Source organism: Kribbella sp. NPDC031520, from assembly GCF_055580825.1.
The window spans coordinates 838,471-859,601 of record NZ_JBVIKS010000003.1 but is presented as its reverse complement, the minus strand read 5'-3'; the positions used below and the strand labels follow the sequence as shown (position 1 = coordinate 859,601).

Annotated in this window: 22 protein-coding genes; 14 read left to right on the top strand and 8 right to left on the bottom strand. The window is 68.4% G+C overall.

Annotation, left to right across the window (positions count from 1 at the left end):
• Positions 1-4 precede the first annotated feature (4 nt).
• From ACZ5BU_RS19535 to ACZ5BU_RS19515, 5 genes are all read left to right on the top strand, one after another.
• Positions 5-976 carry an RDD family protein gene (locus tag ACZ5BU_RS19535; protein WP_465700689.1) on the top strand — a complete coding sequence of 324 codons (972 nt, stop codon included), beginning with the start codon at positions 5-7 and terminating at the stop codon, positions 974-976.
• A gap of 270 nt (positions 977-1,246) precedes the next feature.
• Positions 1,247-1,696, top strand: coding sequence for a DUF4395 domain-containing protein (locus ACZ5BU_RS19530; RefSeq protein WP_465700687.1), 450 nt, complete (start codon positions 1,247-1,249; stop codon positions 1,694-1,696).
• 13 nt (positions 1,697-1,709) lie between these two features.
• Entirely contained in the window at positions 1,710-2,558 is an 849-nt protein-coding gene (locus ACZ5BU_RS19525) for a sulfurtransferase (RefSeq protein ID WP_465700685.1), read from the top strand.
• A 3-nt stretch (positions 2,559-2,561) separates the two neighbouring features.
• Positions 2,562-2,858 (top strand): DUF1416 domain-containing protein, encoded by a 297-nt coding sequence (locus ACZ5BU_RS19520; RefSeq protein WP_141858122.1) that lies wholly within the window; start codon positions 2,562-2,564, stop codon positions 2,856-2,858.
• Positions 2,859-3,213: 355 nt separating this feature from the next.
• Positions 3,214-4,380 (top strand): choice-of-anchor P family protein, encoded by a 1,167-nt coding sequence (locus ACZ5BU_RS19515; protein WP_465700683.1) that lies wholly within the window; start codon positions 3,214-3,216, stop codon positions 4,378-4,380.
• Between the two features lie 174 nt (positions 4,381-4,554).
• On the opposite strand, the gene dtd is transcribed toward ACZ5BU_RS19515, so the two are convergent.
• Positions 4,555-4,980: a D-aminoacyl-tRNA deacylase gene (gene dtd / locus ACZ5BU_RS19510; RefSeq protein WP_465700681.1), complete on the bottom strand. Its 426-nt coding sequence runs from the start codon at positions 4,978-4,980 to the stop codon at positions 4,555-4,557.
• Positions 4,981-5,072: 92 nt separating this feature from the next.
• Here dtd and ACZ5BU_RS19505 point away from each other — a divergent pair, with 92 nt between their 5' ends.
• On the top strand, positions 5,073-5,894 hold the full coding sequence (locus ACZ5BU_RS19505; RefSeq protein WP_465700679.1) for a beta-keto acid cleavage family enzyme: 822 nt from the start codon (positions 5,073-5,075) through the stop codon (positions 5,892-5,894).
• Here ACZ5BU_RS19505 and ACZ5BU_RS19500 read toward each other — a convergent pair.
• Complete coding sequence (locus tag ACZ5BU_RS19500) at positions 5,840-6,277, bottom strand: hypothetical protein (protein ID WP_465700677.1); 438 nt, start codon at positions 6,275-6,277, stop codon at positions 5,840-5,842. The two genes, ACZ5BU_RS19505 and ACZ5BU_RS19500, sit on opposite strands and share 55 nt — an antisense overlap.
• Complete coding sequence (locus ACZ5BU_RS19495; protein ID WP_465700675.1) at positions 6,274-7,404, bottom strand: molybdopterin-dependent oxidoreductase; 1,131 nt, start codon at positions 7,402-7,404, stop codon at positions 6,274-6,276. Before ACZ5BU_RS19495 ends, ACZ5BU_RS19500 begins: the two co-directional genes overlap by 4 nt.
• 164 nt (positions 7,405-7,568) lie before the next feature.
• On the opposite strand from ACZ5BU_RS19495, the gene ACZ5BU_RS19490 reads away from it, so the two are divergent.
• Together ACZ5BU_RS19490 and ACZ5BU_RS19485 are read left to right on the top strand one after the other, a co-directional pair.
• Positions 7,569-8,126, top strand: a complete 558-nt coding sequence (locus tag ACZ5BU_RS19490; protein WP_465700674.1) for a hypothetical protein — start codon at positions 7,569-7,571, stop codon at positions 8,124-8,126.
• Positions 8,126-10,075, top strand: a complete 1,950-nt coding sequence (locus ACZ5BU_RS19485) for a hypothetical protein (protein WP_465700672.1) — start codon at positions 8,126-8,128, stop codon at positions 10,073-10,075. The genes ACZ5BU_RS19490 and ACZ5BU_RS19485 overlap by 1 nt, the downstream gene beginning before the upstream one ends.
• Before the next feature lie 39 nt (positions 10,076-10,114).
• Here ACZ5BU_RS19485 and ACZ5BU_RS19480 read toward each other — a convergent pair whose 3' ends face one another.
• On the bottom strand, positions 10,115-10,477 hold the full coding sequence (locus ACZ5BU_RS19480; protein ID WP_465700670.1) for a DsrE family protein: 363 nt from the start codon (positions 10,475-10,477) through the stop codon (positions 10,115-10,117).
• A gap of 273 nt (positions 10,478-10,750) precedes the next feature.
• On the opposite strand from ACZ5BU_RS19480, the gene ACZ5BU_RS19475 reads away from it, so the two are divergent.
• Entirely contained in the window at positions 10,751-11,245 is a 495-nt protein-coding gene (locus tag ACZ5BU_RS19475) for a heme-binding beta-barrel domain-containing protein (RefSeq protein ID WP_387668635.1), read from the top strand.
• On the opposite strand, the gene ACZ5BU_RS19470 is transcribed toward ACZ5BU_RS19475, so the two are convergent.
• Positions 11,242-11,919: a response regulator gene (locus ACZ5BU_RS19470; RefSeq protein ID WP_465700667.1), complete on the bottom strand. Its 678-nt coding sequence runs from the start codon at positions 11,917-11,919 to the stop codon at positions 11,242-11,244. The two genes, ACZ5BU_RS19475 and ACZ5BU_RS19470, sit on opposite strands and share 4 nt — an antisense overlap.
• Complete coding sequence (locus ACZ5BU_RS19465) at positions 11,912-13,168, bottom strand: sensor histidine kinase (RefSeq protein ID WP_465700665.1); 1,257 nt, start codon at positions 13,166-13,168, stop codon at positions 11,912-11,914. Before ACZ5BU_RS19465 ends, ACZ5BU_RS19470 begins: the two co-directional genes overlap by 8 nt.
• Before the next feature lie 131 nt (positions 13,169-13,299).
• On the opposite strand from ACZ5BU_RS19465, the gene ACZ5BU_RS19460 reads away from it, so the two are divergent.
• Positions 13,300-14,682 carry a cation:dicarboxylate symporter family transporter gene (locus ACZ5BU_RS19460; RefSeq protein ID WP_465700663.1) on the top strand — a complete coding sequence of 461 codons (1,383 nt, stop codon included), beginning with the start codon at positions 13,300-13,302 and terminating at the stop codon, positions 14,680-14,682.
• Positions 14,683-14,850: 168 nt separating this feature from the next.
• Here ACZ5BU_RS19460 and ACZ5BU_RS19455 read toward each other — a convergent pair whose 3' ends face one another.
• Entirely contained in the window at positions 14,851-15,672 is an 822-nt protein-coding gene (locus ACZ5BU_RS19455; protein ID WP_465700661.1) for an LLM class flavin-dependent oxidoreductase, read from the bottom strand.
• 108 nt (positions 15,673-15,780) lie between these two features.
• On the opposite strand from ACZ5BU_RS19455, the gene ygfZ reads away from it, so the two are divergent.
• The 4 genes from ygfZ to ACZ5BU_RS19435 all read left to right on the top strand — a co-directional run bounded on the left by ygfZ (position 15,781) and on the right by ACZ5BU_RS19435 (position 20,603).
• Positions 15,781-16,773, top strand: a complete 993-nt coding sequence (gene ygfZ, locus ACZ5BU_RS19450; RefSeq protein WP_465700659.1) for a CAF17-like 4Fe-4S cluster assembly/insertion protein YgfZ — start codon at positions 15,781-15,783, stop codon at positions 16,771-16,773.
• 84 nt (positions 16,774-16,857) lie between these two features.
• Positions 16,858-17,835, top strand: coding sequence for an asparaginase (locus tag ACZ5BU_RS19445; RefSeq protein ID WP_465700657.1), 978 nt, complete (start codon positions 16,858-16,860; stop codon positions 17,833-17,835).
• A 139-nt stretch (positions 17,836-17,974) separates the two neighbouring features.
• On the top strand, positions 17,975-19,840 hold the full coding sequence (typA, locus tag ACZ5BU_RS19440) for a translational GTPase TypA (RefSeq protein WP_465700656.1): 1,866 nt from the start codon (positions 17,975-17,977) through the stop codon (positions 19,838-19,840).
• A 193-nt stretch (positions 19,841-20,033) separates the two neighbouring features.
• Positions 20,034-20,603, top strand: a complete 570-nt coding sequence (locus tag ACZ5BU_RS19435; protein ID WP_465700654.1) for a L,D-transpeptidase — start codon at positions 20,034-20,036, stop codon at positions 20,601-20,603.
• Positions 20,604-20,633: 30 nt separating this feature from the next.
• On the opposite strand, the gene ACZ5BU_RS19430 is transcribed toward ACZ5BU_RS19435, so the two are convergent.
• Entirely contained in the window at positions 20,634-21,128 is a 495-nt protein-coding gene (locus ACZ5BU_RS19430) for a macro domain-containing protein (protein WP_465700652.1), read from the bottom strand.
• Between the last annotated feature and the right edge of the window lie 3 nt (positions 21,129-21,131).

The following is a 21,131-nucleotide window of genomic DNA, read 5'->3' as shown; positions in this document are numbered from 1 at the left end:
CCCGGTGAGCTCTCAAGCAGCAGGTTGGTACGACGACCCCGAGGACCCCGCCCAGCAGCGTTACTGGGACGGCAGCGCCTGGACGGATCAGCGTCGCCCGCAGCAGGGGCAGCAGCCTGCTGAGATGCCCAGGTACGGCCAGCCTGCTCAGCACGGCCAGGTGTACGGCGGCCAGCCGCCGATCCAGCCGCAACAGCAGAGCGAACCGCGGTACGGCCAGCGGCTCCCGCAGTACCCGCAGCAGCAGCCCCAGTACGGCCAGCCCGCCGGCCAGCAGCCGCAGTACGGCCAACAGCACCCCGGCCAGCCGCAGTACGGCCAGCAGCTTTACGGCCAGCCGCAGTACGGCCAGCAGTACGGCCAGCACTACGGCAATCAGGGCTATCCGCCGCAGGGCTACGGCTACCCCGGTCACGTGGCCAAGGCCGCACCGGACGGCCAGCCGCTGTCCGGCTGGTGGCGGCGGGTGGCCGCGAAGATCATCGACAACATCATCGCCACGCTCATCGGCCTGCCGCTGACGGGCTACTTCTACTACCAGTACTGGCAGCTGCTGAAGGACTACCTGCACGACTCCGTGCGGCAGGCCGAGGCCGGAACGCCGATGAGCACGTTTGGCCTGCCGTCCGAGTTCTACAAGTGGCTGATCCCGGCCGCCCTGATCGGCTTCGTGATCTCGTTCCTCTACGAGTACCTGTTCCTCACCAAGAAGGGCGCGACCCCCGGCAAGATGGCACTCGGGATCGCCGTCCGGTACATCCCCACCCCCGGCCAGTACGTCTCCACTCCGCCGCCCGGGGGCGCCGTCGCCAAGCGGTACGGGTTCCAGATCGGGCTCAGCGTGCTCGGATTCGTCCCGCTGGTCGGCACCTTCGCCGGTCTCGCCGCGCTGATCGACTACCTCTGGCCGCTGTGGGACACCAGGCACCAGGCACTGCACGACAAGGTCGCGGACACGTACGTCGTCCGCGTGTGATCCAGCATGTGATCAGTTGTCTCAATTAATGGGACCAGGGTGGGTGGGCCCGTCCAGGTTCCGTAGTCTCATGACGTGGTTTACACGACATGGCTGACGAAGCGCAGGGCAGTGGACAACTGCCGGGTGCGCTCATCGCTGTGTCGACGCCGCTGACCAGGCGGCGTCCCGAGCGCTGCGGAACCGGTCGCTGAGCACGGTTCCGCGTACGTCGTCTCCCGCACACTCGGGCGGGTTCCGGCTCGACAACCTCCTTCACCGGGAGTCGTCATGTCCGAACAACAGGTGGCGAAGCAGCAGGTCGATCCGCGCGGTCTCCGGTTCGCGGCCGGTCTGACCACCGTCGTCCTGGCGTTGACGCTGGTCCTGAACAACGCCTGGCCGCTCGCGGTGCAGGCCGTGGTGTTCGCGATCTCGGTCGCGTTCGGCGTCCAGGCCTCACCGTACGGCTGGCTGTTCAAGCGGCTCGTCCGGCCCCGGCTGGGCAAGCCGAAGGAGCTGGAGGACGCGGCCCCGCCGCGGTTCGCCCAGCTCGTCGGCCTGGTTTTCGCGGTCGCCGGTCTGGCCGGGTACCTGACCGGCGCGACCGTGCTGGGAGTTGTCGCGACCGGATTCGCCCTGGTCGCCGCGTTCGTGAACGCCGCCGTCGGGCTCTGCCTCGGCTGCGAGGCCTACCTACTGATCCACCGCATTCGTACGCCATCCACCGCTACCAACTGAGAGGCAGCACCACATGAGCAGGGAATCCGCGCTCGTCTCGGCCGACTGGGTCGAGGAGCACAAGTTCGACGACGGCGTTGTCCTGATCGAGGTCGACGAAGACGTCTCGGCGTACGACGCCGGCCACATCGCCGGCGCGATCAAGCTGGACTGGAAGGACGACCTGCAGGACCCGGTCCGCCGTGACTTCGTCAACCAGGACCAGTTCAGCGCGCTGCTGTCCGACCGCGGCGTGAAGAACGACGACACCGTCGTGCTGTACGGCGGCAACAACAACTGGTTCGCGGCGTACGCGTACTGGTACTTCAAGCTCTACGGCCACGGTGACGTCCGGCTGCTCGACGGCGGCCGCAAGCGCTGGGAGCTGGACAGCCGCGAGCTGACCGACGAGGTCGTGAAGCGCGAAGCCACCGAGTACAAGGCCAAGGACCCGAACCTGGACATCCGCGCGTTCCGCGACGAGGTCAACGAGGCCATCGGCGTGAAGAACCTGGTGGACGTGCGGAGCCCGGACGAGTACGCGGGCCGGCTGCTGGCGCCGGCGCACCTCCCGCAGGAGCAGGCGCAGCGCGCGGGTCACATCCCGACCGCGGCGAACATCCCGTGGAGCAAGGCGGCCAACGACGACGGTACGTTCCGCGCCGACGACGAGCTGACGCAGCTGTACGCCGACGCCGGCGTGGACTTCGGCAAGGACACGATCGCGTACTGCCGGATCGGCGAGCGCTCGGCGCACACCTGGTTCGTGCTGCACGAGATCCTCGGCCAGCAGAACGTGAAGAACTACGACGGATCCTGGACCGAGTGGGGTTCGCTGGTCGGCGTACCCGTTGCCCTCGGCGACGAGCCCGGAAAGGCCTGAACCATGTGCGGAGCTAAGCAGGGCGGCCTCGACCTCAAGGGCGTCGACGTCGACAAGGAAGCAGTGATCCAGGGCCAGGTGCTGCGCGGCGAGGAGCCGGTCGGCGGCGCGTACGTACGGCTGCTGGACAGCACCGGCGAATTCACTGCCGAGGTGCCGACCTCGGCGACCGGGCACTTCCGGTTCTTCGCGGCGCCGGGCAACTGGACGCTGCGCACGCTGGCCCCGAAGGCCCAGCCGGTCGACCGCCAGGTCGTCGCGCAGTACGGCGAGGTCGCGGAAGTGGCCGTTACCGTCTGAGCAGTCAGTCGTTACACAAGGTGCCACCACCATGAGAGGTGGCCCACCCTGAAGTAAGCACCGAAGGGCCCGGACCTTGCGCGTCCGGGCCCTTTGGCATGTCCGGAATCGCTTACGGGGAAGGAGTTTCTGCCGACATCGCATCCGGGTTAGGGGGCCAGTGGCAAAGATCACCGACTATGTAACGGTTTGATCTCGGAGCGGGGTCGGCTCGTCACCTAACGCAGTCGGCCGAGTTGTGTCTGTGTCCTGACCCGCAGTTCGGGTCACGTCATCACTCAGGGAGGAGGGGTCAATGCGACCCCGCATCGGATACAAGAAGCTCGCTGCCGTCGGTGTTGCGGCGGTTGTCGGCGTGGCTTCTACGATTGCGCTGACGTCTGGTTCCGCGTCCGCCTCGCCGGTCTTCGGCTACAGCGGTTACTCGTACGGTACCGACGTCGAATCCGGGCTGGCGAACAGTGGCCCGCAGGTGATCAGCAAGTTCGGTTGCACCACGGACGCCACCAAGCACGACAAGAACGACCTGGCCACGGCGAACGTGAACGAGCAGGCCATCGCTCGCTCGGTGAAGACCGAGACGCACGCGTTCAACAACGCGAGCGGCACCGGCGTCACCAGCACCGCGACGGCGGCCGACATCAAGGTCGGCAACCTGCTGGCGCTGACCGGCGTGAAGACCACCACCACGTCGAAGTACTCGAAGGGCCAGCTGTCCTACACCGGCAGCACGACCTTCGCCGGCGTGCGGATCGGCGCGATCTCGGTGCCGTCGCTGCTGAACCCGAAGCCCAACACCAAGATCGCGGTCCCGGGTCTCGGTTACATCGTTCTGAACCGTGTCGGCGGCGTGAAGACGGCGTCCGGCATCTACTCGTACGCGCAGGCGGTCGTGCTGCACGCGACGGTGCGGAACCAGTACATCCCGCAGGGCGTCGACGTCGCGGTACTGAAGACCCGCGCGGAGATCTCCAAGCCGGCCACGGCGCTGGTGATCGGCTCGGCGTACGGCACCAAGGCATATGCCGACAAGCTGGTCGTCTCCGACGCCACGTCCCTTCAGACCACCTGCCAGGGCACTGAGGGCAAGACGGTCCGGGTCGCGGTCGGCGAGCTGAACATCCCGAAGGTTGCCTACGTGGGTGGCGTCTACACCACCAAGAACGGCGCCATCGGCACCAACAAGTCGTACATCAACTTCACCTCGCACGTCGCGGGCGTGAAGGTCGGCAGCCTGTCCATCGGTGCGATCGAGTCCTCCGCCTCCGCGTGGAAGACCAAGGACGGCAAGGGCGGCGTGAGCTCGTCCTCGACGATCGCCTCGATCAAGGTCGGCGGCAAGACCTACGCCGTCCCGACCGGTGAGAACAAGACGCTGAACATCCCGGGTATCGCGAGCCTGACCTTCAACAAGGTCATGCGGCAGAAGCGCTACATCGAGGTGGACGCGCTGGTGATCGACGTCTACAGCCTGAACACCAAGGTCATCGTCGGCCACTCGGCCGCCGGCGTCGTCAGCTGATCACAGCAGACACCATTTGAGTCGAGTCTGAGTCGAACCTCACCGACCCAGAGCACCGGCCCCCGGATCCCTGACGGATCCGGGGGCCGGTTCCGTTCTACCCACCCCCAACTTTGAGAAGCCACCGACCATTTTCCGGGCGGATTCCTGGTTGGTGGCTTCTCAAAGTTGACATCAGGCGTCGAGGATCAGGGTGACGGGCCCGTCGTTGGTGAGGGCAACCAACATGTCGGCGCCGAAGATCCCGCGTTCGACCTTGGCGCCGAGGTCCTGCAGCGCGGTGCAGAACGCGTCGTACAGCGGCTCCGAGACGGGCCCCGGGGCGGCGGCGCTCCAGGAGGGACGCCGGCCCTTGCGCGTGTCTGCGTACAGCGTGAACTGGCTGATCGCGAGGATCGGCGCCTGTTCGTCGGCGGCGGAGCGTTCGCCCTCGAGGATGCGCAGGGTCCAGATCTTCGCGGCCAGCGCGGCCGCCTTCTCGGCGGTGTCGTCGTGCGTGACCCCGAGCAGGATCAGCAACCCGGGCCCGTCGATCGCGCCCACCACCTCGCCGTCCACGGTGACCGACGCCTGACTGACTCGCTGTACTACGGCTCTCATGGGGACATCTTCGCGTGCAGGAGATCGTCCGGTCATCGGACCCTGCGACAGGCAAATATCCGTTCTGCGAGCTGATCTGGCAGGATTCGTCCATGGCGTCGACTCTGATCACTGTTGCTCCCACCGGTGCCGAGACCGCGAAGGCGGACTGTCCGGCGTTGCCGACCACGCTCGACGAGCTGGTCGAGACCGCCAAGCGCTGCGAGGCGGCCGGCGCGGCGATGATCCACATCCACATCCGCGACGGCGAGCACAAGCCGACCCTGGATCTCGGCCGGCTGACCGAGACCGTCGCGGCGGTCCGCGAGAACACCGCGCTGATCGTGCAGCTCTCGACCGGCGGCGCCGTCACCGATCCGTACGAGAACCGTCTGCGCGTCCTGGACGCCGCGCCGGACTCCTGCTCGCTGACTCTGGGTACGGTCAACTTCGGCGACGACGTGTTCATGAACCCGTGGCCGTTCGTGACGCAGCTCTTCCAGCTGACCCAGGAGCGCGAGGTCGTTCCCGAGTTCGAGCTGTTCGACCTCGGTCAGGTCGCCGCGCTGCACCGGCTGCTGGACAAGTACGGCCTGCCGTACGGCGGACGCGTGCACTGCGACCTGGTGATGGGCGTACCCGGCGGCATGCCCGGTACGGCGGACGCCCTCGTTGCCGCCGTCAACGCTCTCCCCGACGCCGTCACGTCCTGGTCCGCCACGGGCATCGGCCGTACGTCGTTGACGGTCGCGCTGGCCGCCTTGTCGAAGGGCGGCAACCTCCGGGTCGGCATGGAGGACACGCTGACGTTGGCGAAGGGCGTACCGGTCACCCACAACGCCGAGCTCGTGGAGCGGGCCGCCACCCTGGCCACGCTGGCTCAGCGTCCGCCGATGTCCCCCGACGAGGCCCGTACCTTGCTGAACGTTAAGTAACCGACGGCAGCGACCAACACAATCGTTGCCTCCAGCAACAGCCAGTCACGGAGGTAGTCCCGCGGAAGCACGGTCAGATTGACCCCGGTGCCTTGGCGCCACAGCAACGGCAAGGCAACCAGGCTGGTCACTCCGACCAGCACCAACGTCGTCCGCACCACGCTGACCGTCCGATGACGCCCCGGCCCCGTCGACCACCGCACGACCACCCAGCCGACAGCAAGGGTCAGCGGAGCAAGCACGAAGTCGTCCACGATCACCGCCCCACCCAACCACAGTGGCAACCGCACCAACCCGTGCAGATCGACGTTGCGCCACAACTCCCAACAACCCCACAGGGCACTCACAACGCCGACGGCTATCAGTGAGATTCGGGTCTTCACGCGACGACCTCCAACCGATGAACCCACTTGGTCTGCAGCACCCCGGGTCTGTTGGGTGCGATGATCCGCGCCGGGAAACCGTGATCGAGCGCGAGCTCAGACCCGTTCAGCCGGAGGGCAAGAAGCGTCAGCGGATCGGCGGCAAACTCCTCCGGCAGCTCACTGGTCGCATAGAACCCACCCTTCTCCATCGACACCACCCGCACGCGCGACCGTGCCGGCGCCCCGGACAACGCGAGCAGGTCCCGCATCGGTACTCCCTCCCACCGAGCCCCCTGGCTCCATCCCTCCACACAGGCGATCGGCAACTCCGACCGGCTCTGCGGCAGCTGACGCAGCTCGTCGAGCGTGTAGGACAGTTGCCGGGGACCCGCGATCGTGAAGCGCCAGTCCGCGTCGATCCCGGTCACCCCGGCCGCTTCCGCCGTACGGTTCACCGGCAGCCCCTGCGGACCGATCCCCGGCTTCCGCGGCGCGAGGACGGCGACGGATCCGAGTGGCGTCACCGATTGCCCGGCGGTCGTGATGCCGACCAGCGTGGCGGCGCCGGCGACGGTACGGAAGAGACCGCGCCGGGTCAGGCCGGTGACCTCGGGCGGCAGCGATTCCGGTACGGGTTCCGGCGTACGGCGCCAGTGGGCGCGGATCAGCGGGAGCTTGACGGCGAGGTGGACGAGCAGCGCGCCGACGACGATCCACGCGAGCGCGTAGTGCGTCTGCCGGAACGGGAACGGCCACGGGTACCACTGCAGGGTGTTGGCGAAGCCGATGAAGAGTTCGAGCGCCATCGACGAGACCAGGACGAGGATCGACAGCCGCTCGATCAGCTGTCCGACGGCCTTCAGGTCCGGCTTCGCGAAGAGCTTCGGATAGACGGTCCAAAGCTTGGCGAGCAGCAGTGGTACGGCAGCGGTCCCGCTGATCACGTGCAGGCCCTGCGTCACCCGGTACAGGTTCGCCGGGCGGCTCGGCGCGGGCAGCCAGCTCGGGGTGTCCTGCAGGAAGTGGCTGTAGAGCCCGGTCAGGAAACAGATCACCACGGTGGTCCCGAGCCATCGCCCGAGCACGGTCGCCACCCGCGGATGGTGCAACGGCGATCGGAACGCCGGAGGTGCCGGAAGCTTCATGCTTCCACTACAACTCAGCCGCGGGCGTGTGAACGGCGTACGACGGTTACTGCTCGCGAACGGTGCAGACGGAACCAGTTATCCACAGGTCTGCGTCCGTACGGACGTGGGTGGCACCGATCGGGGCATACTCTGGGCAAACTTGACGAAGGGAGTGTGGCGGCGTGAAGACGCAGGAGCGGTCGTCCGACGACGACGAACGCGCGATGGCGGATCTGGCCGAGGTCGCCGACTGGCGGCGGCTCTGGGGTCCGCCGGCCACCGGCACGGACGCGATCCGTGCCCTGGTCGACCGCGTCACCGCTGCCACCGGCTGGCGCCCGTGGGCGCCGGGCGACATCGACCCCGATCGGTACACCTGGGGCCTGGTCACCCCTCGGGAGACCGTGATGCTGGTGCTCCCGGACGCCGTCATCCCGGAGAGCCCGCGGTCCGGCTGGTCGGCGTACGAGATCGGTGCGTCGGAGCTGGCCCAGGCCGAGGAAGGTCTCGACACGTACTGGCCCGACCAGCTCGAGCTCGCCCGCCGATTCTGGGGACCACCGGTGTACGTCGGTCCCGGTGACGACGTGCGGATCCCGCCGGAGTGGCGCGGCCGCCGCCGGCACCTCGCGGTCTGGCTCCGGCCGGGCGCCGAGTTCCATCTGTATGCGTCCCAGCCCGGCCCCGACGACAACGCCGCCGGCTTCGGGTACTCCGTCTACGCGAGCGAGGTGGCGTGATGTCGATGCAAACGGGCGACCCACACATGGACGACGTCCTGCAGAGCACGCTGGCCGGGTTCCAGCAGGTGATGCGCAACGCCCGCGCGCTGGTGCGAAGGTTCCGGCGACGCCTCACCCGTGGGCAGCAGACGCGCATGCTGATGGAGCACTGGGCCCGACAGGGCCAGTGGAACCCGAACGAACACGCTCAGCGTCAACAGCTGCCAGGTCCGGAGCGCACCCAGGCCCCGGACCGCGCCTCCCAGCTCGCCGCGCAGGTGGAAGCGCTCCGGGCCGAGCGCGACGGTCTGGGCGGCCGGATCCAGGACCTCGAGGCTCAGCGGAACGACCTCCAGCGGCAGCGGAACCAGGTCATCGAGGATCGCGATGCCGCGGATGCGCAGCGGGTCGCCGAGGAGAACGAGAACCAGACCGCCGGCGACGACAACGTCGACCCGCGCAATCAGCCTGAGGAGCGGGACCAGCAAGATCAGCGAGACCAGCAAGCTCAGCAAGACCAGCAAGACCAGCAAGCTCAGCAAGATCAGGAGCTGCAGGACGCCGAGCGTCGCGAGGACGAGCAGAACCGCGATGACGACGAACGGCAGACGCGGGAGGAGCAGGACCGCAAGGGGCGGGAGGAAGCCGAGACCGGGACCGGTCCTGGTGAGGTCGCCGGCGCCGCGGCGGGTGCCGCGATCGTCGCCGAGGAGATCGACGAGCTGGACAAGCAGGACGACGCCCAGAACGACGCCGAGAACCGAACCGAGACCGAGGCGACCGAAGCCGACAACGAGCTGCAAGGCAAGGCGGACAACGAGCAGGGTGTTGACCCGAACGCCACGAACGACGTGGACCGCGCCCAGGAGACCGATCCGGCGATCAACCCCGACCAGCAGACGGATGCGCAGGTGGAGAACGCGGCGGACGCTTCGCAGGCTGCCGGCAATCAGCTGGACGCGGACTCCGCTGAGCGGGGGGCAACGGCGGAGACGGCGGACGTCGGGCAGCAGCAGGATGGGCCGTCGTCGCAGTCGGGACGGAATGTCATCGCGGTAGGCGGTCCGGCTGGTCCAGATGGTCCGCAGAACGTCGATTGGAACGCCCAGGAGGACGGGCCGGTCATCAACGCCCAGGCCGGGCAGGCCACGGTCTACAACGTCGAAGGCGACCTCGAGGGCGTCCATGTCCAGGGCAATCAAGCCGGACCGGACAGCCCCGGCATGGACATGCAGAACGCGGGGCGAGACGCCGCGGGCTCGAACGGTGCGTCGATCACCATCGGCGACATCGACGGCAACGACCAAGCCGTCGTCGCCGATCAGGACGGCGTCCGCGAGGGCGTTCGGGACGGCGACCGGCTCATTGCAGACACGAGTCGGCAGGCTCAGCCGGGTCAGCAGCGTCAGCCGGGTCAGGAGGGCCAGGACGGGCCGCAGTCCGAGGACGGTCAGCAGCGCCAGGACGGTTTGCAGCCCGAGCCCGGGCAGCAGCGCCAGGACGGTTTGCAGGCCGAGGACGGTCAGCAGCCACAGTCAGGGCAGCAGCCGGCGCAGACGGTGGATCAGCCGGCGTTCCCGACGGCTGGGGACGCGGCGGAGGCGAACCAGGTCCGGCAGGAGAGCATGCAGCAGACCGAGCAGGGCGGGCAGAACGCTCGGCAGGCGGAATCGGTCCGAAGCCGGGAGGAGCAGGAGAGGCCGGTGCTCACCGAACTGCAGACCGCGAACGCCGGAAAGCAACCTCCGGGCCGGGCGCAGAACGCGATGTCTGACGCCGAGATCGGTCAGACGAGCCACCACGCGAACGCCGGCCTTCCGTCAGCTGCGGGAGCGCCTGGGTTCGACAGTGGCGAGCGCGCGAACAGCGGCGCCTCCGGCGGCGAGCGTACCTTCACGGACCGGAACCGGGGTCAGGGCTCCCGCGGCCCGGATCGCGGCAACGACGGGCAAGGCCTGGGCAAGTAGCCCGGGCGGCGACGATCCGGCAGCGCAGCGCCCAGGGGATCAGTAGACGACCGCCTGGGCGTTGTCGGTGAGGATTTCTTCGGTGAAGGCGGGGGCGCCGGCGATGCGGGTGCCGGGGCGGAGGTCGGCCTCGGTGAGGTCGCGGCGTTTGGCGCATTGAGTGCAGACGGTCAGCTGACCACCTTCGAGGACCGCGGTGAGCAGGTCCGCGAGCGGCGCGGCGTGCGGCAGTTCGAACTCCTCGGCCCGGCCGGGTACGGCGAACCAGACCGCCTCGCCGGTCAGCCAGAGGGAGACCGCCGCGCCGGCGGCGACCGCGGACGCCGCGACCGTGAAGGCCTGGTTGGCGCGCTCGGGTTCGTCGGCGCCTGCAGTCAGCTTGATCACCAGCGTGCGGGACATACCGTCAAGCTAGCCGGTCAGCCGGAAGCTCCACCGGGCGGGACGTGCCGTCGCGGTGGCGGGTCGGGCGGAGGATCCGCCGGGCGGCCTGTGGCGTGCGGGATGTCACGTGGTGGGTGCCGGAGGGCGCGGGTACCGATCCTCTAGACTGACCTGCGTGCTGCATGTCGTCTTCACCACGCTGCTGATCCTGGTCTGTGTGTTCATGGGCTGGTTCTCGGCGTTCGTCGTCTACCGGCTGTACCGCGGCCGTAATGCGAGCTGACTGATCCGATGGCGTTCGAGATCCCGCAGGACCTGCACCCGGACCTGGTCCCGCTCGCGTGGCTGCTGGGTCGCTGGGAGGGCCGTGGGCACGGCGACTACCCGACGATCGAGAAGTTCGAGTTCGGGCAGCAGATCGACTTCACCCACAACGGCAAGCCGTACCTGCACTACGTCAGCCAGACGTTCGTGGTCGGCGAGGACGGCACCAAGGAGCGCCCGCTCGCGGTCGAGACCGGCTTCTGGCGGCCGCAGCCGGACAACAAGCTCGAGGTGATCCTCGCGCACCCGACCGGGATCGCCGAGATCTGGTACGGCGACATCGACGGCGCGAAGATCGAGCTCCAGACCGACGTGGTCGCCCGGACGACGTCCGCGAAGGAGGTCACCGCCGGCCACCGGCTGTACGGCCTGGTCAACGGCGAGCTCCTCTGGGCGTACGACATGGCCGCCCAAGGCCAGTCGCTCCAGCCGCACCTCTGGGCAACCCTGGTCCGCAGCTAGCTCTCGGCCACCCAGGAGTACTCGACCTTCGGCCGGCCGCTGCGCCCGTCGTACCGCTGGGTGCGCAACGCCTGCCCCTGATCGGCCAGGTGTTCGAGGTATCGCCGCGCGGTGATCCGCGACGTGCCGAGCGACGTCGCGACCTCCTCCGCGGTCCAGCCCTCCCGGTTCGCCAGCAGCTGCACGACGCGATCCAGCACGCCGCCGGCCAGCCCCTTCGGCACCGACGAGACGGTTGCCGGGTGCAACAATCGGTCCACCTCGTGCTGATCCGCGACGACCTCGCCGAGCGAGGCGGCCCGGCGCTGCCGGGCGTACGCGGTCAACCGGTCCCGCAACGTCTCGAACGCGAACGGCTTCAGTACGTACTGCACCACGCCGATCCGCGCCGCCGCCTGCACCGCGGCGACCTCCCGCGCGGACGTCACCGCGACCACGTCCGTTTGGTTGCCGAGGGCACGCATCCGGCGGACGACGTCGAGCCCGTGCCCGTCCGGCAGGTGCATGTCGAGCAGTACGAGGTCGAGGTCGCCGCGCGCGAGCACCTGCAGCGCGCGTCCCGCCGTACCCGCGACGCCGACACACGTGAAGCCCGGCAAGCGGTCGACGTACGTACGGTGGGCCTCTGCGGCGACGGGGTCGTCCTCGACGACCAGTACGCGGAGGTCAGGCACTTGCGCTCACCGCCCGCGGCAGCCGAACGCGCACGGTCAGCGCGGGAACTTCGTCCAGCTCGGAATCGGGATCGACCATGAGCGAACCCTGCCACCGTTCGACCGTACTGCGCACCAGTACGAGCCCGAGTCCGTGCCCCGGCTCCGACTTCGTCGTCCAGCCGCGCTCGAACATGTGCGCCAGCTCGACCGATCCGAGTTCGGCGCCGGTGTTCGTCACGACGAGGTCCACCGCGTCGGCGGTCGTCGCTGCGCGGAGCTCCACCTTCCGTGGTGCGGGCCCGCCGCGCGCGGCCTCGATCGCGTTGTCCAGCAGGTTTCCGACCACGGTCACCACGTCCTGCGCGGGCAGCCGGGTGTTCAGCGTCTCCTGGCCGAGGTCGAGGGTCAGTACGACGCCACGCTCCTGCGCCTGCGACAACTTTGCCAACAGCAACGATGCGAGCACCGGGTCGCCGACCGTACCGACGACCCGGTCCGTCATCGCCTGCGCGAACTGCAACTCCGACACCGCGAACTCCCGGGCCCGTTCCGGCTTGCCGATCTCGATCAGGCTGACGACGGTGTGCAGCCGGTTCGACGCCTCGTGATTCTGTGCCTGCAGCGATTCCGCCAAACTCCGTACGGCGTCCAGCTCGCCGAGCAGCCGTTGCAGCTGAGTGTGGTCCCGCAGCGTGACGATCCGGCCGCGCCCGGACGGCTGCTGGTTCACGACGACCACGCCCTGTGCGCCGAGGTGCAGTTCGTCGTACGCCGTCCGCCCGGTCGCGAGCAGCTCGGCCAGCGGAGCGCCGAGGTGGAGCTCCTCCAACGGCGTACCGGGAGCCACGGCGCGGAGCCCAAGCAGCGTCAGTGCTTCGTCGTTCGCGAGCTGTACCCGGCCGTCGAGGTCGAGCAGGATCAGGCCTTCACGCGCGGCGTGCAGTACGCCTTCGTAGAAGTCGAGCATCCGCGCCAGTGACTGCGTACCCATGCCGCGGGTCGCCCGCCGTACCCGCCAGGTGACGAGCGCATTGCCGGCGATCGCGACCCCGAGCATCAGGCTGGCGATCCCGAGCATCGAACGAAGGTCGAGCCGGATCAGCTCCCACCAGCTCGGCGCCGCCAGGCCGCTTGCCGCCGCGTCGCGGAGCGCCTGTGCGTGCGAACGGCTGATCATCACTATCCAGGCCATCGCGATGAGTACTGTGACCGTGACGATCTGCAGCCAGAGGACCTGGCGGCGCAACTCCCACGGCCTTCGCTTCATGCCGATCAGTCTGCACCCAACTGTTCACGGCGAACGATATGAACGAAATGCGCGCTTCTCCTGTGCGTCACGTCACAGTTACCAACCAAGTACTCCCAACCCCTCCGCCAGGCCGATACAGGAGTCCCACCATGTCGAGCCCGACCGAACCCCGCCCGACTCCGGTCCGCAACGACCGGACCCACTTCCTCTACATCGCCGTCATCGTCGCCGTCCTGCTCGGCATCGGTGTCGGTCTGCTGTTCCCGGACTTCGCGGTCGAGCTGAAACCGCTCGGCGTCGGGTTCGTCAGCCTGATCAAGATGCTGATCAGCCCGATCATCTTCTGCACACTGGTGCTCGGCATCGGCTCCGTCCGGCAGGCCGCCAGCGTCGGCAAGGTCGGCGGTCTCGCGCTCGTCTACTTCCTGGTGATGTCGACGGTCGCACTCGCCATCGGCCTGGTGGTCGGCAACATCGTCCAGCCGGGTTCCGGCCTGAACCTGACCGACAAGCTGCGCGAGGCGGGCCAGAAGCAGGCCGCCGGCGCGCACACCACGACGACGGACTTCATCCTCGGCATCATCCCGAAGTCGCTGCTGTCCTCGCTGACCGAGGGCCAGGTACTGCAGACCGTGCTGGTCGCGCTGCTCGTCGGCTTCGCGCTGCAGGCGATGGGCTCGAAGGGCCAGCCGATCCTGGTCGGCATCGGTCACATCCAGCGGCTGGTCTTCAAGGTCCTGTCGATGATCATGTGGACCGCACCGATCGGCGCGTTCGGCGCGATCGCGGCCGTCGTCGGCGCCACCGGCACGGGCGCGCTGATCAGCCTCGGCAAGATCATGATCGCCTTCTACATCACCTGTCTGCTGTTCGTGATCGTTGTCCTGGGCACCATTCTGCGGGTGGTCACCGGGATCTCGATCTTCCAGCTGCTGCGGTACCTCGGCCGTGAGTTCCTGCTGATCGTGTCCAGCTCGTCGTCGGAGACCGCCTTGCCGCGGCTGATCGGGAAGATGGAACACCTCGGCGTCGACCGCTCGGTCGTCGGTATCACCGTCCCGACGGGGTACTCGTTCAACCTCGACGGTACGGCGATCTACCTGACGATGGCGTCGTTGTACATCGCGGAGGCGATGAACCAGCCGTTCTCGATCGGGCAGCAGGTCTCGCTGCTGCTGTTCATGATCGTCGCCTCGAAGGGCGCCGCCGGTGTCACCGGTGCGGGCCTGGCCACCCTGGCCGGCGGTCTGCAGTCGCACCGGCCGGAGCTCGTCGACGGCGTCGGCCTGATCGTCGGTATCGACCGGTTCATGTCCGAGGCCCGCGCGCTGACCAACTTCGCCGGTAACGCGGTCGCGACCGTACTGGTCGGCCACTGGGTCGGCGAGTTCGACAAGGAGCAGGCCAAGCAGGTCTTCGCCGGCAACGACCCGTTCGACGAGGTCGCGTTCGCTGCCGGCGACACCCACGGCGGCGAAGCCCCGGCCGCTGTTCACGCCCCCGCCGTCGAGGCCCGCGCCGCCGACGCATAGACCATCTGTCCCACCCCTCAAGCGCTGCCCGCCGGAGCCACAGCCCGGCGGGCAGTGCTGCGCTGTCGGCACCTCGACAGGACGTATACGTGTACTAACGCACCTCAGCGCCCCTGCCCCGCCGACCCCGCCCAGCAGTGGGCATATACGTCCTGTCGAGCTGCAGGGCTACTTCCCGTTCAGCAGCTCGACTACCGGGGCCAGGTCCTCCAGGTACATGGAGTTGACCGAGATGTACGACGCACCCAGCTCGTCCCGGCGGCGCTGGAGCTCGTCCGCCATCTCCTGCGGCGTGCCGCGCAGCAGCATCAGCGAGTCGCTTGCCTCGAGTACGTCGGGATCGACACCGGCCGCCTGCTTCGTCCACGGCGGCAGCTCACGCGTACCGGCCGCGAACAGGTTCATCGCCAGCTCGATGTCGTCCGCGCGCGATCCGGCCAGCTCGCGCAGGTCCTCCACCAGCTGAGCGATCTCGGCCCGCGGCGTCATCGCGTCCTTCGCCAGCGAGACGATGTCGGCACGGTCAGCCGCCAGCGCGAGCGCCCGCGGACCACCGGCAGCCAGCATGATCGGCGTACGGCGATCCCCGTCGAGCTCCCGCAACGTGTCCAGGGTCTGCCGGACCTGGTCGCGACGCTCCTTCGCCGAACCCCACGGCAGCCCCAGCTCCGCGGTCTGCTGCTCCGCGACCGGCCGCCCGGTGCCGATCCCGAACTCGAACCGCCCGTCGGTCAGCACGGTCAGCGTGTGTGCCTCCCAGGCGGCCGCCCGCGGCGTACGCAACGGGGCCGCGGCGACGAACGTGCCGACCCGGATGTCCGCGACCGCGGCCGCCATCGCCAGCGACGGGAACGGCGACGGCAGCTGCAGTCCGTCGGGCATCAGTACAGTCGAGTACCCGAGGTCCGCGGCCCGTCGTACGGTCTTGATCCAGTCCGAGCCGGTCGTCGGGCTCCCGACCACACCGAACCGGAATGCTCTGTCGCTCATCGTCCGCTCCCTCCGAAGTTTGTCCCTCCAGACTGGTGGTAGAGCGGGTCTGTCCACATCCCACGGTGGGAGTCCTTCGGTGTACGCCGAAGGACGTACTCTGGTGACATGTCACGCAACCGCAGCCCCCTGCTGGACCGGCCCGGCGCGGTCGAGGCCGACGGACTCGACGCCGGTGTCGCCGCGCACTACGGCTCGGACCTGCGCGAACAGCGCGCACTCGTCGCCGGCGAAGCCTTCGTCGACCTGTCGCACCGCGACGTCGTCACGATCACGGGTCCGGACCGGCTGACCTGGCTGCACGCGTTGACCACGCAGTACTTCGAGGGACTCAAGTCTGGTACGTCGACGACCGCGCTGCTGCTGTCGCCGACGGGTCATGTCGAGCACGTGATGTACGGCGTCGACGACGGCGGGACGTTCTGGCTGCACACCGAGCCGGGAGCCGCCGCGGCTTTGGTGGAGTGGCTGCAGAAGATGGTGTTCATGTCCCGCGTGGAGATCGCGGACGTCACCGACGACTACGCGATCATCTGGCGCCCGGGCGCTGCTGCTGGTGAGCACCTGACCCGGAGTGGTGAGGATTCGCTGGGTGGGCATGAGGTGTTCCTGCCGCGCGGCTCATTGGCCGACTTGGAGGGCCCGGCGGCCGGCGTGTGGGCGTACGAGGCGCTCCGGATCGAGGCGGGGCACCCGCGGTTCGGGCTGGACACCGACGAGCGGGCGATCCCGAACGAGCTCGGTTGGCTCGGCGTCGGCGTACACCTGAACAAGGGCTGCTACCGCGGTCAGGAGACGGTCGCGCGGGTGCACAACCTCGGTCGGCCGCCGCGGCGGCTGGTGCTCCTGCATCTCGACGGCTCCGTCGACCACCTGCCGGCGCACGGCTACGCCGTCCGGGCAGGGGACAAGCAGGTCGGTTTCATCGGCTCCGCCGCCCGCCACCACGAACTCGGCCCGATCGCCCTCGCACTGGTGAAGCGCAACGTGGACCCGGAGGCCGCGCTGGAGATCGTGGCCGAGGACCAGCCGACCGTGACGGCAACGCAGGAAGTCCTGGTCGACCCCGAGGCCGGGCTGCACGTCCGTACCCGGCTGTAACCCTGGCTGTAACCCCGGCTGCCCCGGGGCAGATGTGCTCTGGATCATTGGCAACTGGGCGTTTTGCACCTGTACTGTTCAGCCGTGACCGAACCTGTGATCCTGGCCGACGTCGTCCGCAGCGGCTTCGTCGAAGGCCACCACCGCGGCTCCGTCGTGGTGACGAACCCCGACGGCACCGTCGCCTGGTCCGTCGGCGTCACCTCCGAGCCGATGTTCCCCCGCTCGTCCAACAAGCCCATGCAGTCCCTGGGCATGCTCCGCAACGGTCTCCCGCTGACCGACGAGCTGCTCGCGCTGTCCGGTGCCTCGCACTCGGGCGAACAGTTCCACCTGGACGGCGTACGGAAGATCCTCGCCGTCGCCGAGCTGGACGAGACCGCGCTGCAGACCCCGGAGGCGTATCCCCTCGAGGACAGCGCGCGGGACGACTGGGTCCGGGCCGGTCACGGCAAGGAGCGGATCGCGATGAACTGCTCCGGCAAGCACGCCGCGATGCTGCTGACCAGCAAGCTGAACGGCTGGTCGCTCGACGACTACCGGTCGCCGGAACACCCGCTGCAGCGGCAGATCCGCACCGCGATCGAGGACGCCGCCGGCGAGAAGGTCTCGTACGTCGCCATCGACGGCTGCGGCGCACCGATCTTCGCGATCAGCCTGGCCGGGCTGGCGCGGTCCTTCGGGCTGTTCGCGGCCGCGTCATCCGGCTCCGACGAGGGCCGGATCGCCGACGCGTTCCGCGCGTACCCGGAGTACGCCAGCGGGAGTACGCGGGACGAGGCCGAGTTGATGAAGGCGGTCAACGGCCTGTTCTGCAAGGCCGGCGCCGAGGGTGTGTACGCCGTCGGTCTCGCGGACGGTACCGGGATCGCGCTGAAGCTCGAGGACGGTACGCCGCGGGCGCGGAAGGTCGTGATGGCGGCGACCCTGCAGCGTCTCGGCATCACCAACCCGACCATCGAGCAGCACCTGCACTTCGACCTGACCGGCGGAGACAAGGTCGTCGGCGCGGTCCAACCCCACGCCCCGGCCTTCGCGCGGCCGGATTCATTTGGCGCATAGGCCCCCGAAGCCCGCTCCCGTTTTCCGGACACGCGTGCTGAACCGGTAGGATAGAGGTGCTGCGCCCTGTGTCGAGTGGCACGTGAAACCAGCCGTAGCCACCGCCTGAACACTTCCGATGACTTTGGAGCGCTCCTTCATGCCTGTCCGTAACGACCTGCGCAACGTCGCGATCGTGGCCCACGTCGACCACGGGAAGACCACCCTCGTGGACGCGATGCTGTGGCAGTCCGGCGCCTTCGGTGCGCACCAGCACGTGGACGAGCGGGCGATGGACTCCGGCGACCTGGAACGTGAGAAGGGCATCACGATCCTCGCCAAGAACACCGCCGTCCGGCACAAGATGGCCAACGGCGAGCAGATGACGATCAACATCATCGACACCCCCGGCCACGCCGACTTCGGTGGCGAGGTCGAGCGCGGACTGTCGATGGTGGACGCGATCGTGCTGCTCGTGGACGCCTCCGAGGGCCCGCTGCCGCAGACCCGGTTCGTACTGCGCAAGGCGCTGGCGCGGAAGATGCCGGTGATCCTGGTGGTGAACAAGGTCGACCGTCCCGACGCCCGGATCGCCGAGGTCGTCGACGAGACGTACGAGCTGTTCCTCGACCTGCTGGACCACGACGCCGACCAGAGCGCGCTGGACTTCCCGGTGGTGTACGCATCGGCCCGCGCCGGCCGTGCGTCGCTGACCCAGCCGGCCGACGGCGGGATGCCGGACTCCGAGGACCTCGAGCCGCTGTTCGAGACGATCCTGAACAACGTGCCCGCCCCGGAGTACACCGAGGACGCGCCGCTGCAGGCCCATGTCACCAACCTCGACGCCTCGCCGTTCCTCGGCCGGCTCGCGCTCGTCCGGGTGCACGAAGGCACGCTGAAGAAGGGCGCGCAGGTCGCCTGGTGCAAGCACGACGGGTCGATCGAGCGCGTCAAGATCACCGAACTCCTGGTCACCGAGGCCCTCGAGCGGGTCCCGGGCGACTCGGCCGGCCCCGGCGACATCGTCGCGATCGCGGGTATCCCGGAGATCATGATCGGCGACACCCTCGCCGACCCGGAGAACCCGAAGCCGCTGCCGCTGATCACCGTGGACGAGCCGGCCATCTCGATGACGATCGGCACCAACACATCCCCGCTGGCCGGTCGCCAGAAGGGCACCAAGGTGACCGCCCGGCTGGTCAAGGACCGGCTCGACAAGGAACTGGTCGGCAACGTGTCGATCAAGGTCCTGCCGACCGAGCGTCCGGACGCGTGGGAGGTGCAGGGCCGTGGTGAGCTGGCGCTGGCGATCCTGGTCGAGCAGATGCGCCGTGAGGGCTACGAGCTGACCGTCGGCAAGCCGCAGGTGGTCACCCGGGAGATCGACGGCAAGCGGCACGAGCCGGTCGAGCGGCTGACGATCGACTGCCCGGAGGAGTACCTCGGTACGGTCACCCAGCTGCTCGCGGTCCGCAAGGGCCGGATGGAGCAGATGACCAACCACGGCACCGGCTGGGTGCGGATGGAGTTCCTGGTCCCGGCCCGTGGCCTGATCGGCTTCCGGACCGAGTTCCTCACCGACACCCGCGGTACCGGTATCGCGCACCACGTGTTCGAGGGGTACGAGCCGTGGTTCGGCGAGCTGCGTACCCGGCCGAGTGGTTCGCTGGTCGCGGACCGGGCCGGCGCCGCCACGTCGTACGCGATGATCAACCTGCAGGAGCGCGGCACGATGTTCGTCGAGCCGACCACCGAGGTGTACGAGGGCATGATCGTCGGCGAGAACTCGCGCTCCGACGACATGGACGTCAACATCACCAAGGAAAAGAAGATGACCAACGTCCGGTCGTCGACGGCGGACGAGTTCGAGAAGCTGGTGCCGGCCCGGAAACTGTCGCTCGAGCAGTCGCTGGAGTTCTGCCGCGAGGACGAGTGCGTCGAGGTCACGCCGGACGCGATCCGGATGCGGAAGGTCGCGCTGACCCAGATCGAGCGCGCCAAGCTGGGCCGTAAATCCAAGAGCTGAGACGCCCAGGACACGAACCGGAAACGGTCGGTCACCGGAAGCGGTGCCGGGGGCTCGCGGTGTGATACACCATTCCTCGGCCGATGGTGGAGCCGGTCGCGGGGGAAAGAAAGTTTTGATTCGTTACCAACCAGACGTGAGGCAGCGACGTCTGTCTAGTGGAAGCACTTTTTGGGGGAAGGACAAGGGAATCATGAGCATTCTGCGTAAGGTCGGCGCGACTCTGACGGCCGCCGCGTTCGTGGGCGTCGCGGCTTTGTCGGCGACCACTTCGGCCGAGGCCGCGCCCCAGGTTGCGGGGTCGGCGCAGAAGTCGGTCACGGCCACTGCCGCGACCAAGGCGGCCACCACGACTCCGTCGATGCGGGCCACGATGGCGAAGTACCGGCTGGACAGCCGTTGTATGACGAAGGGCCGGGTGCTGTGCATCAACAAGCACACCCGGAAGCTGGTCTACCTGGTGAACGGCAAGCCGATCCAGGTGGTGGACGTGCGGTTCGGCGCGCCGAAGACCCCGACGCGGAACGGCGTCTTCAAGGTCTACCGCAAGGACAAGAACCACGTGTCGACGCTGTACCACTCGAAGATGCCGTACGCGATGTTCTTCAGCGGCGGCCAGGCAGTGCACTACTCGTCCGACTTCCGCGCCCGCGGCTACAACGGCGCGTCGCACGGCTGCGTGAACGTCCGCGACAAGAAGAAGATCGCCTGGATGTTCGCCCGCGTGCACGTCGGCGACAAGGTCGTCGTCTACAACAAGTGAACTGACGCAACGCCAACAGCGGCCGGGGAGCTACTCCCCGGCCGCTGTCGCGTTCCGGAACGCCTTGTGCAGCCGGGGTTCCACCAGACAGAACGTTGCCTTGGACACCTTCGTCGGCGTCCCCAGTAGCGTCCGTACGGCGATCTCCGCAGCCGACTGAGCCGGCCAGCCGTAGATCCCGGCCGACACCGCCGGCAGCGTCATCGTCGCGACGCCGAGCTCGTCCGCGATCCGCAACGCGTTGCGGTAACAGGACTCGAGCAGCGCCGGATCCCGCTGGCCCGCGATGTAGTTGGGCCCGACGACATGGATCACGTACGACGCGGGTAGTGCGCCTGCGCCGGTCCACACCGCCGTACCGGTCGGAGTGCCGTTCGGGTACCGCTCGATCAGCTCGGCGAGGATCTCGGGACCACCCGCGCGATGGATCGCCCCGTCGACGCCACCGCCGCCGCGCAACGCGTGGTGCGCCGCGTTCACGATCGCGTCGGCGGGCACGATGGTGATGTCCGCTGTACTCAGCACGAT

What these genes read in the sequence shown, in the direction of transcription:
- ACZ5BU_RS19495 (WP_465700675.1), bottom strand. Translation starts at nt 7,404, where the DNA reads ATGAAGCTTCCGGCACCTCCGGCGTTCCGATCGCCGTTGCACCATCCG.
- ACZ5BU_RS19530 (WP_465700687.1), top strand. Translation starts at nt 1,247, where the DNA reads ATGTCCGAACAACAGGTGGCGAAGCAGCAGGTCGATCCGCGCGGTCTC.
- ACZ5BU_RS19505 (WP_465700679.1), top strand. Translation starts at nt 5,073, where the DNA reads ATGGCGTCGACTCTGATCACTGTTGCTCCCACCGGTGCCGAGACCGCG.
- ACZ5BU_RS19465 (WP_465700665.1), bottom strand. Translation starts at nt 13,168, where the DNA reads ATGAAGCGAAGGCCGTGGGAGTTGCGCCGCCAGGTCCTCTGGCTGCAG.
- ygfZ (WP_465700659.1), top strand. Translation starts at nt 15,781, where the DNA reads ATGTCACGCAACCGCAGCCCCCTGCTGGACCGGCCCGGCGCGGTCGAG.
- dtd (WP_465700681.1), bottom strand. Translation starts at nt 4,980, where the DNA reads ATGAGAGCCGTAGTACAGCGAGTCAGTCAGGCGTCGGTCACCGTGGAC.
- ACZ5BU_RS19480 (WP_465700670.1), bottom strand. Translation starts at nt 10,477, where the DNA reads ATGTCCCGCACGCTGGTGATCAAGCTGACTGCAGGCGCCGACGAACCC.
- ACZ5BU_RS19520 (WP_141858122.1), top strand. Translation starts at nt 2,562, where the DNA reads ATGTGCGGAGCTAAGCAGGGCGGCCTCGACCTCAAGGGCGTCGACGTC.
- ACZ5BU_RS19525 (WP_465700685.1), top strand. Translation starts at nt 1,710, where the DNA reads ATGAGCAGGGAATCCGCGCTCGTCTCGGCCGACTGGGTCGAGGAGCAC.
- ACZ5BU_RS19485 (WP_465700672.1), top strand. Translation starts at nt 8,126, where the DNA reads ATGTCGATGCAAACGGGCGACCCACACATGGACGACGTCCTGCAGAGC.
- typA (WP_465700656.1), top strand. Translation starts at nt 17,975, where the DNA reads ATGCCTGTCCGTAACGACCTGCGCAACGTCGCGATCGTGGCCCACGTC.
- ACZ5BU_RS19455 (WP_465700661.1), bottom strand. Translation starts at nt 15,672, where the DNA reads ATGAGCGACAGAGCATTCCGGTTCGGTGTGGTCGGGAGCCCGACGACC.
- ACZ5BU_RS19475 (WP_387668635.1), top strand. Translation starts at nt 10,751, where the DNA reads ATGGCGTTCGAGATCCCGCAGGACCTGCACCCGGACCTGGTCCCGCTC.
- ACZ5BU_RS19435 (WP_465700654.1), top strand. Translation starts at nt 20,034, where the DNA reads ATGAGCATTCTGCGTAAGGTCGGCGCGACTCTGACGGCCGCCGCGTTC.
- ACZ5BU_RS19460 (WP_465700663.1), top strand. Translation starts at nt 13,300, where the DNA reads ATGTCGAGCCCGACCGAACCCCGCCCGACTCCGGTCCGCAACGACCGG.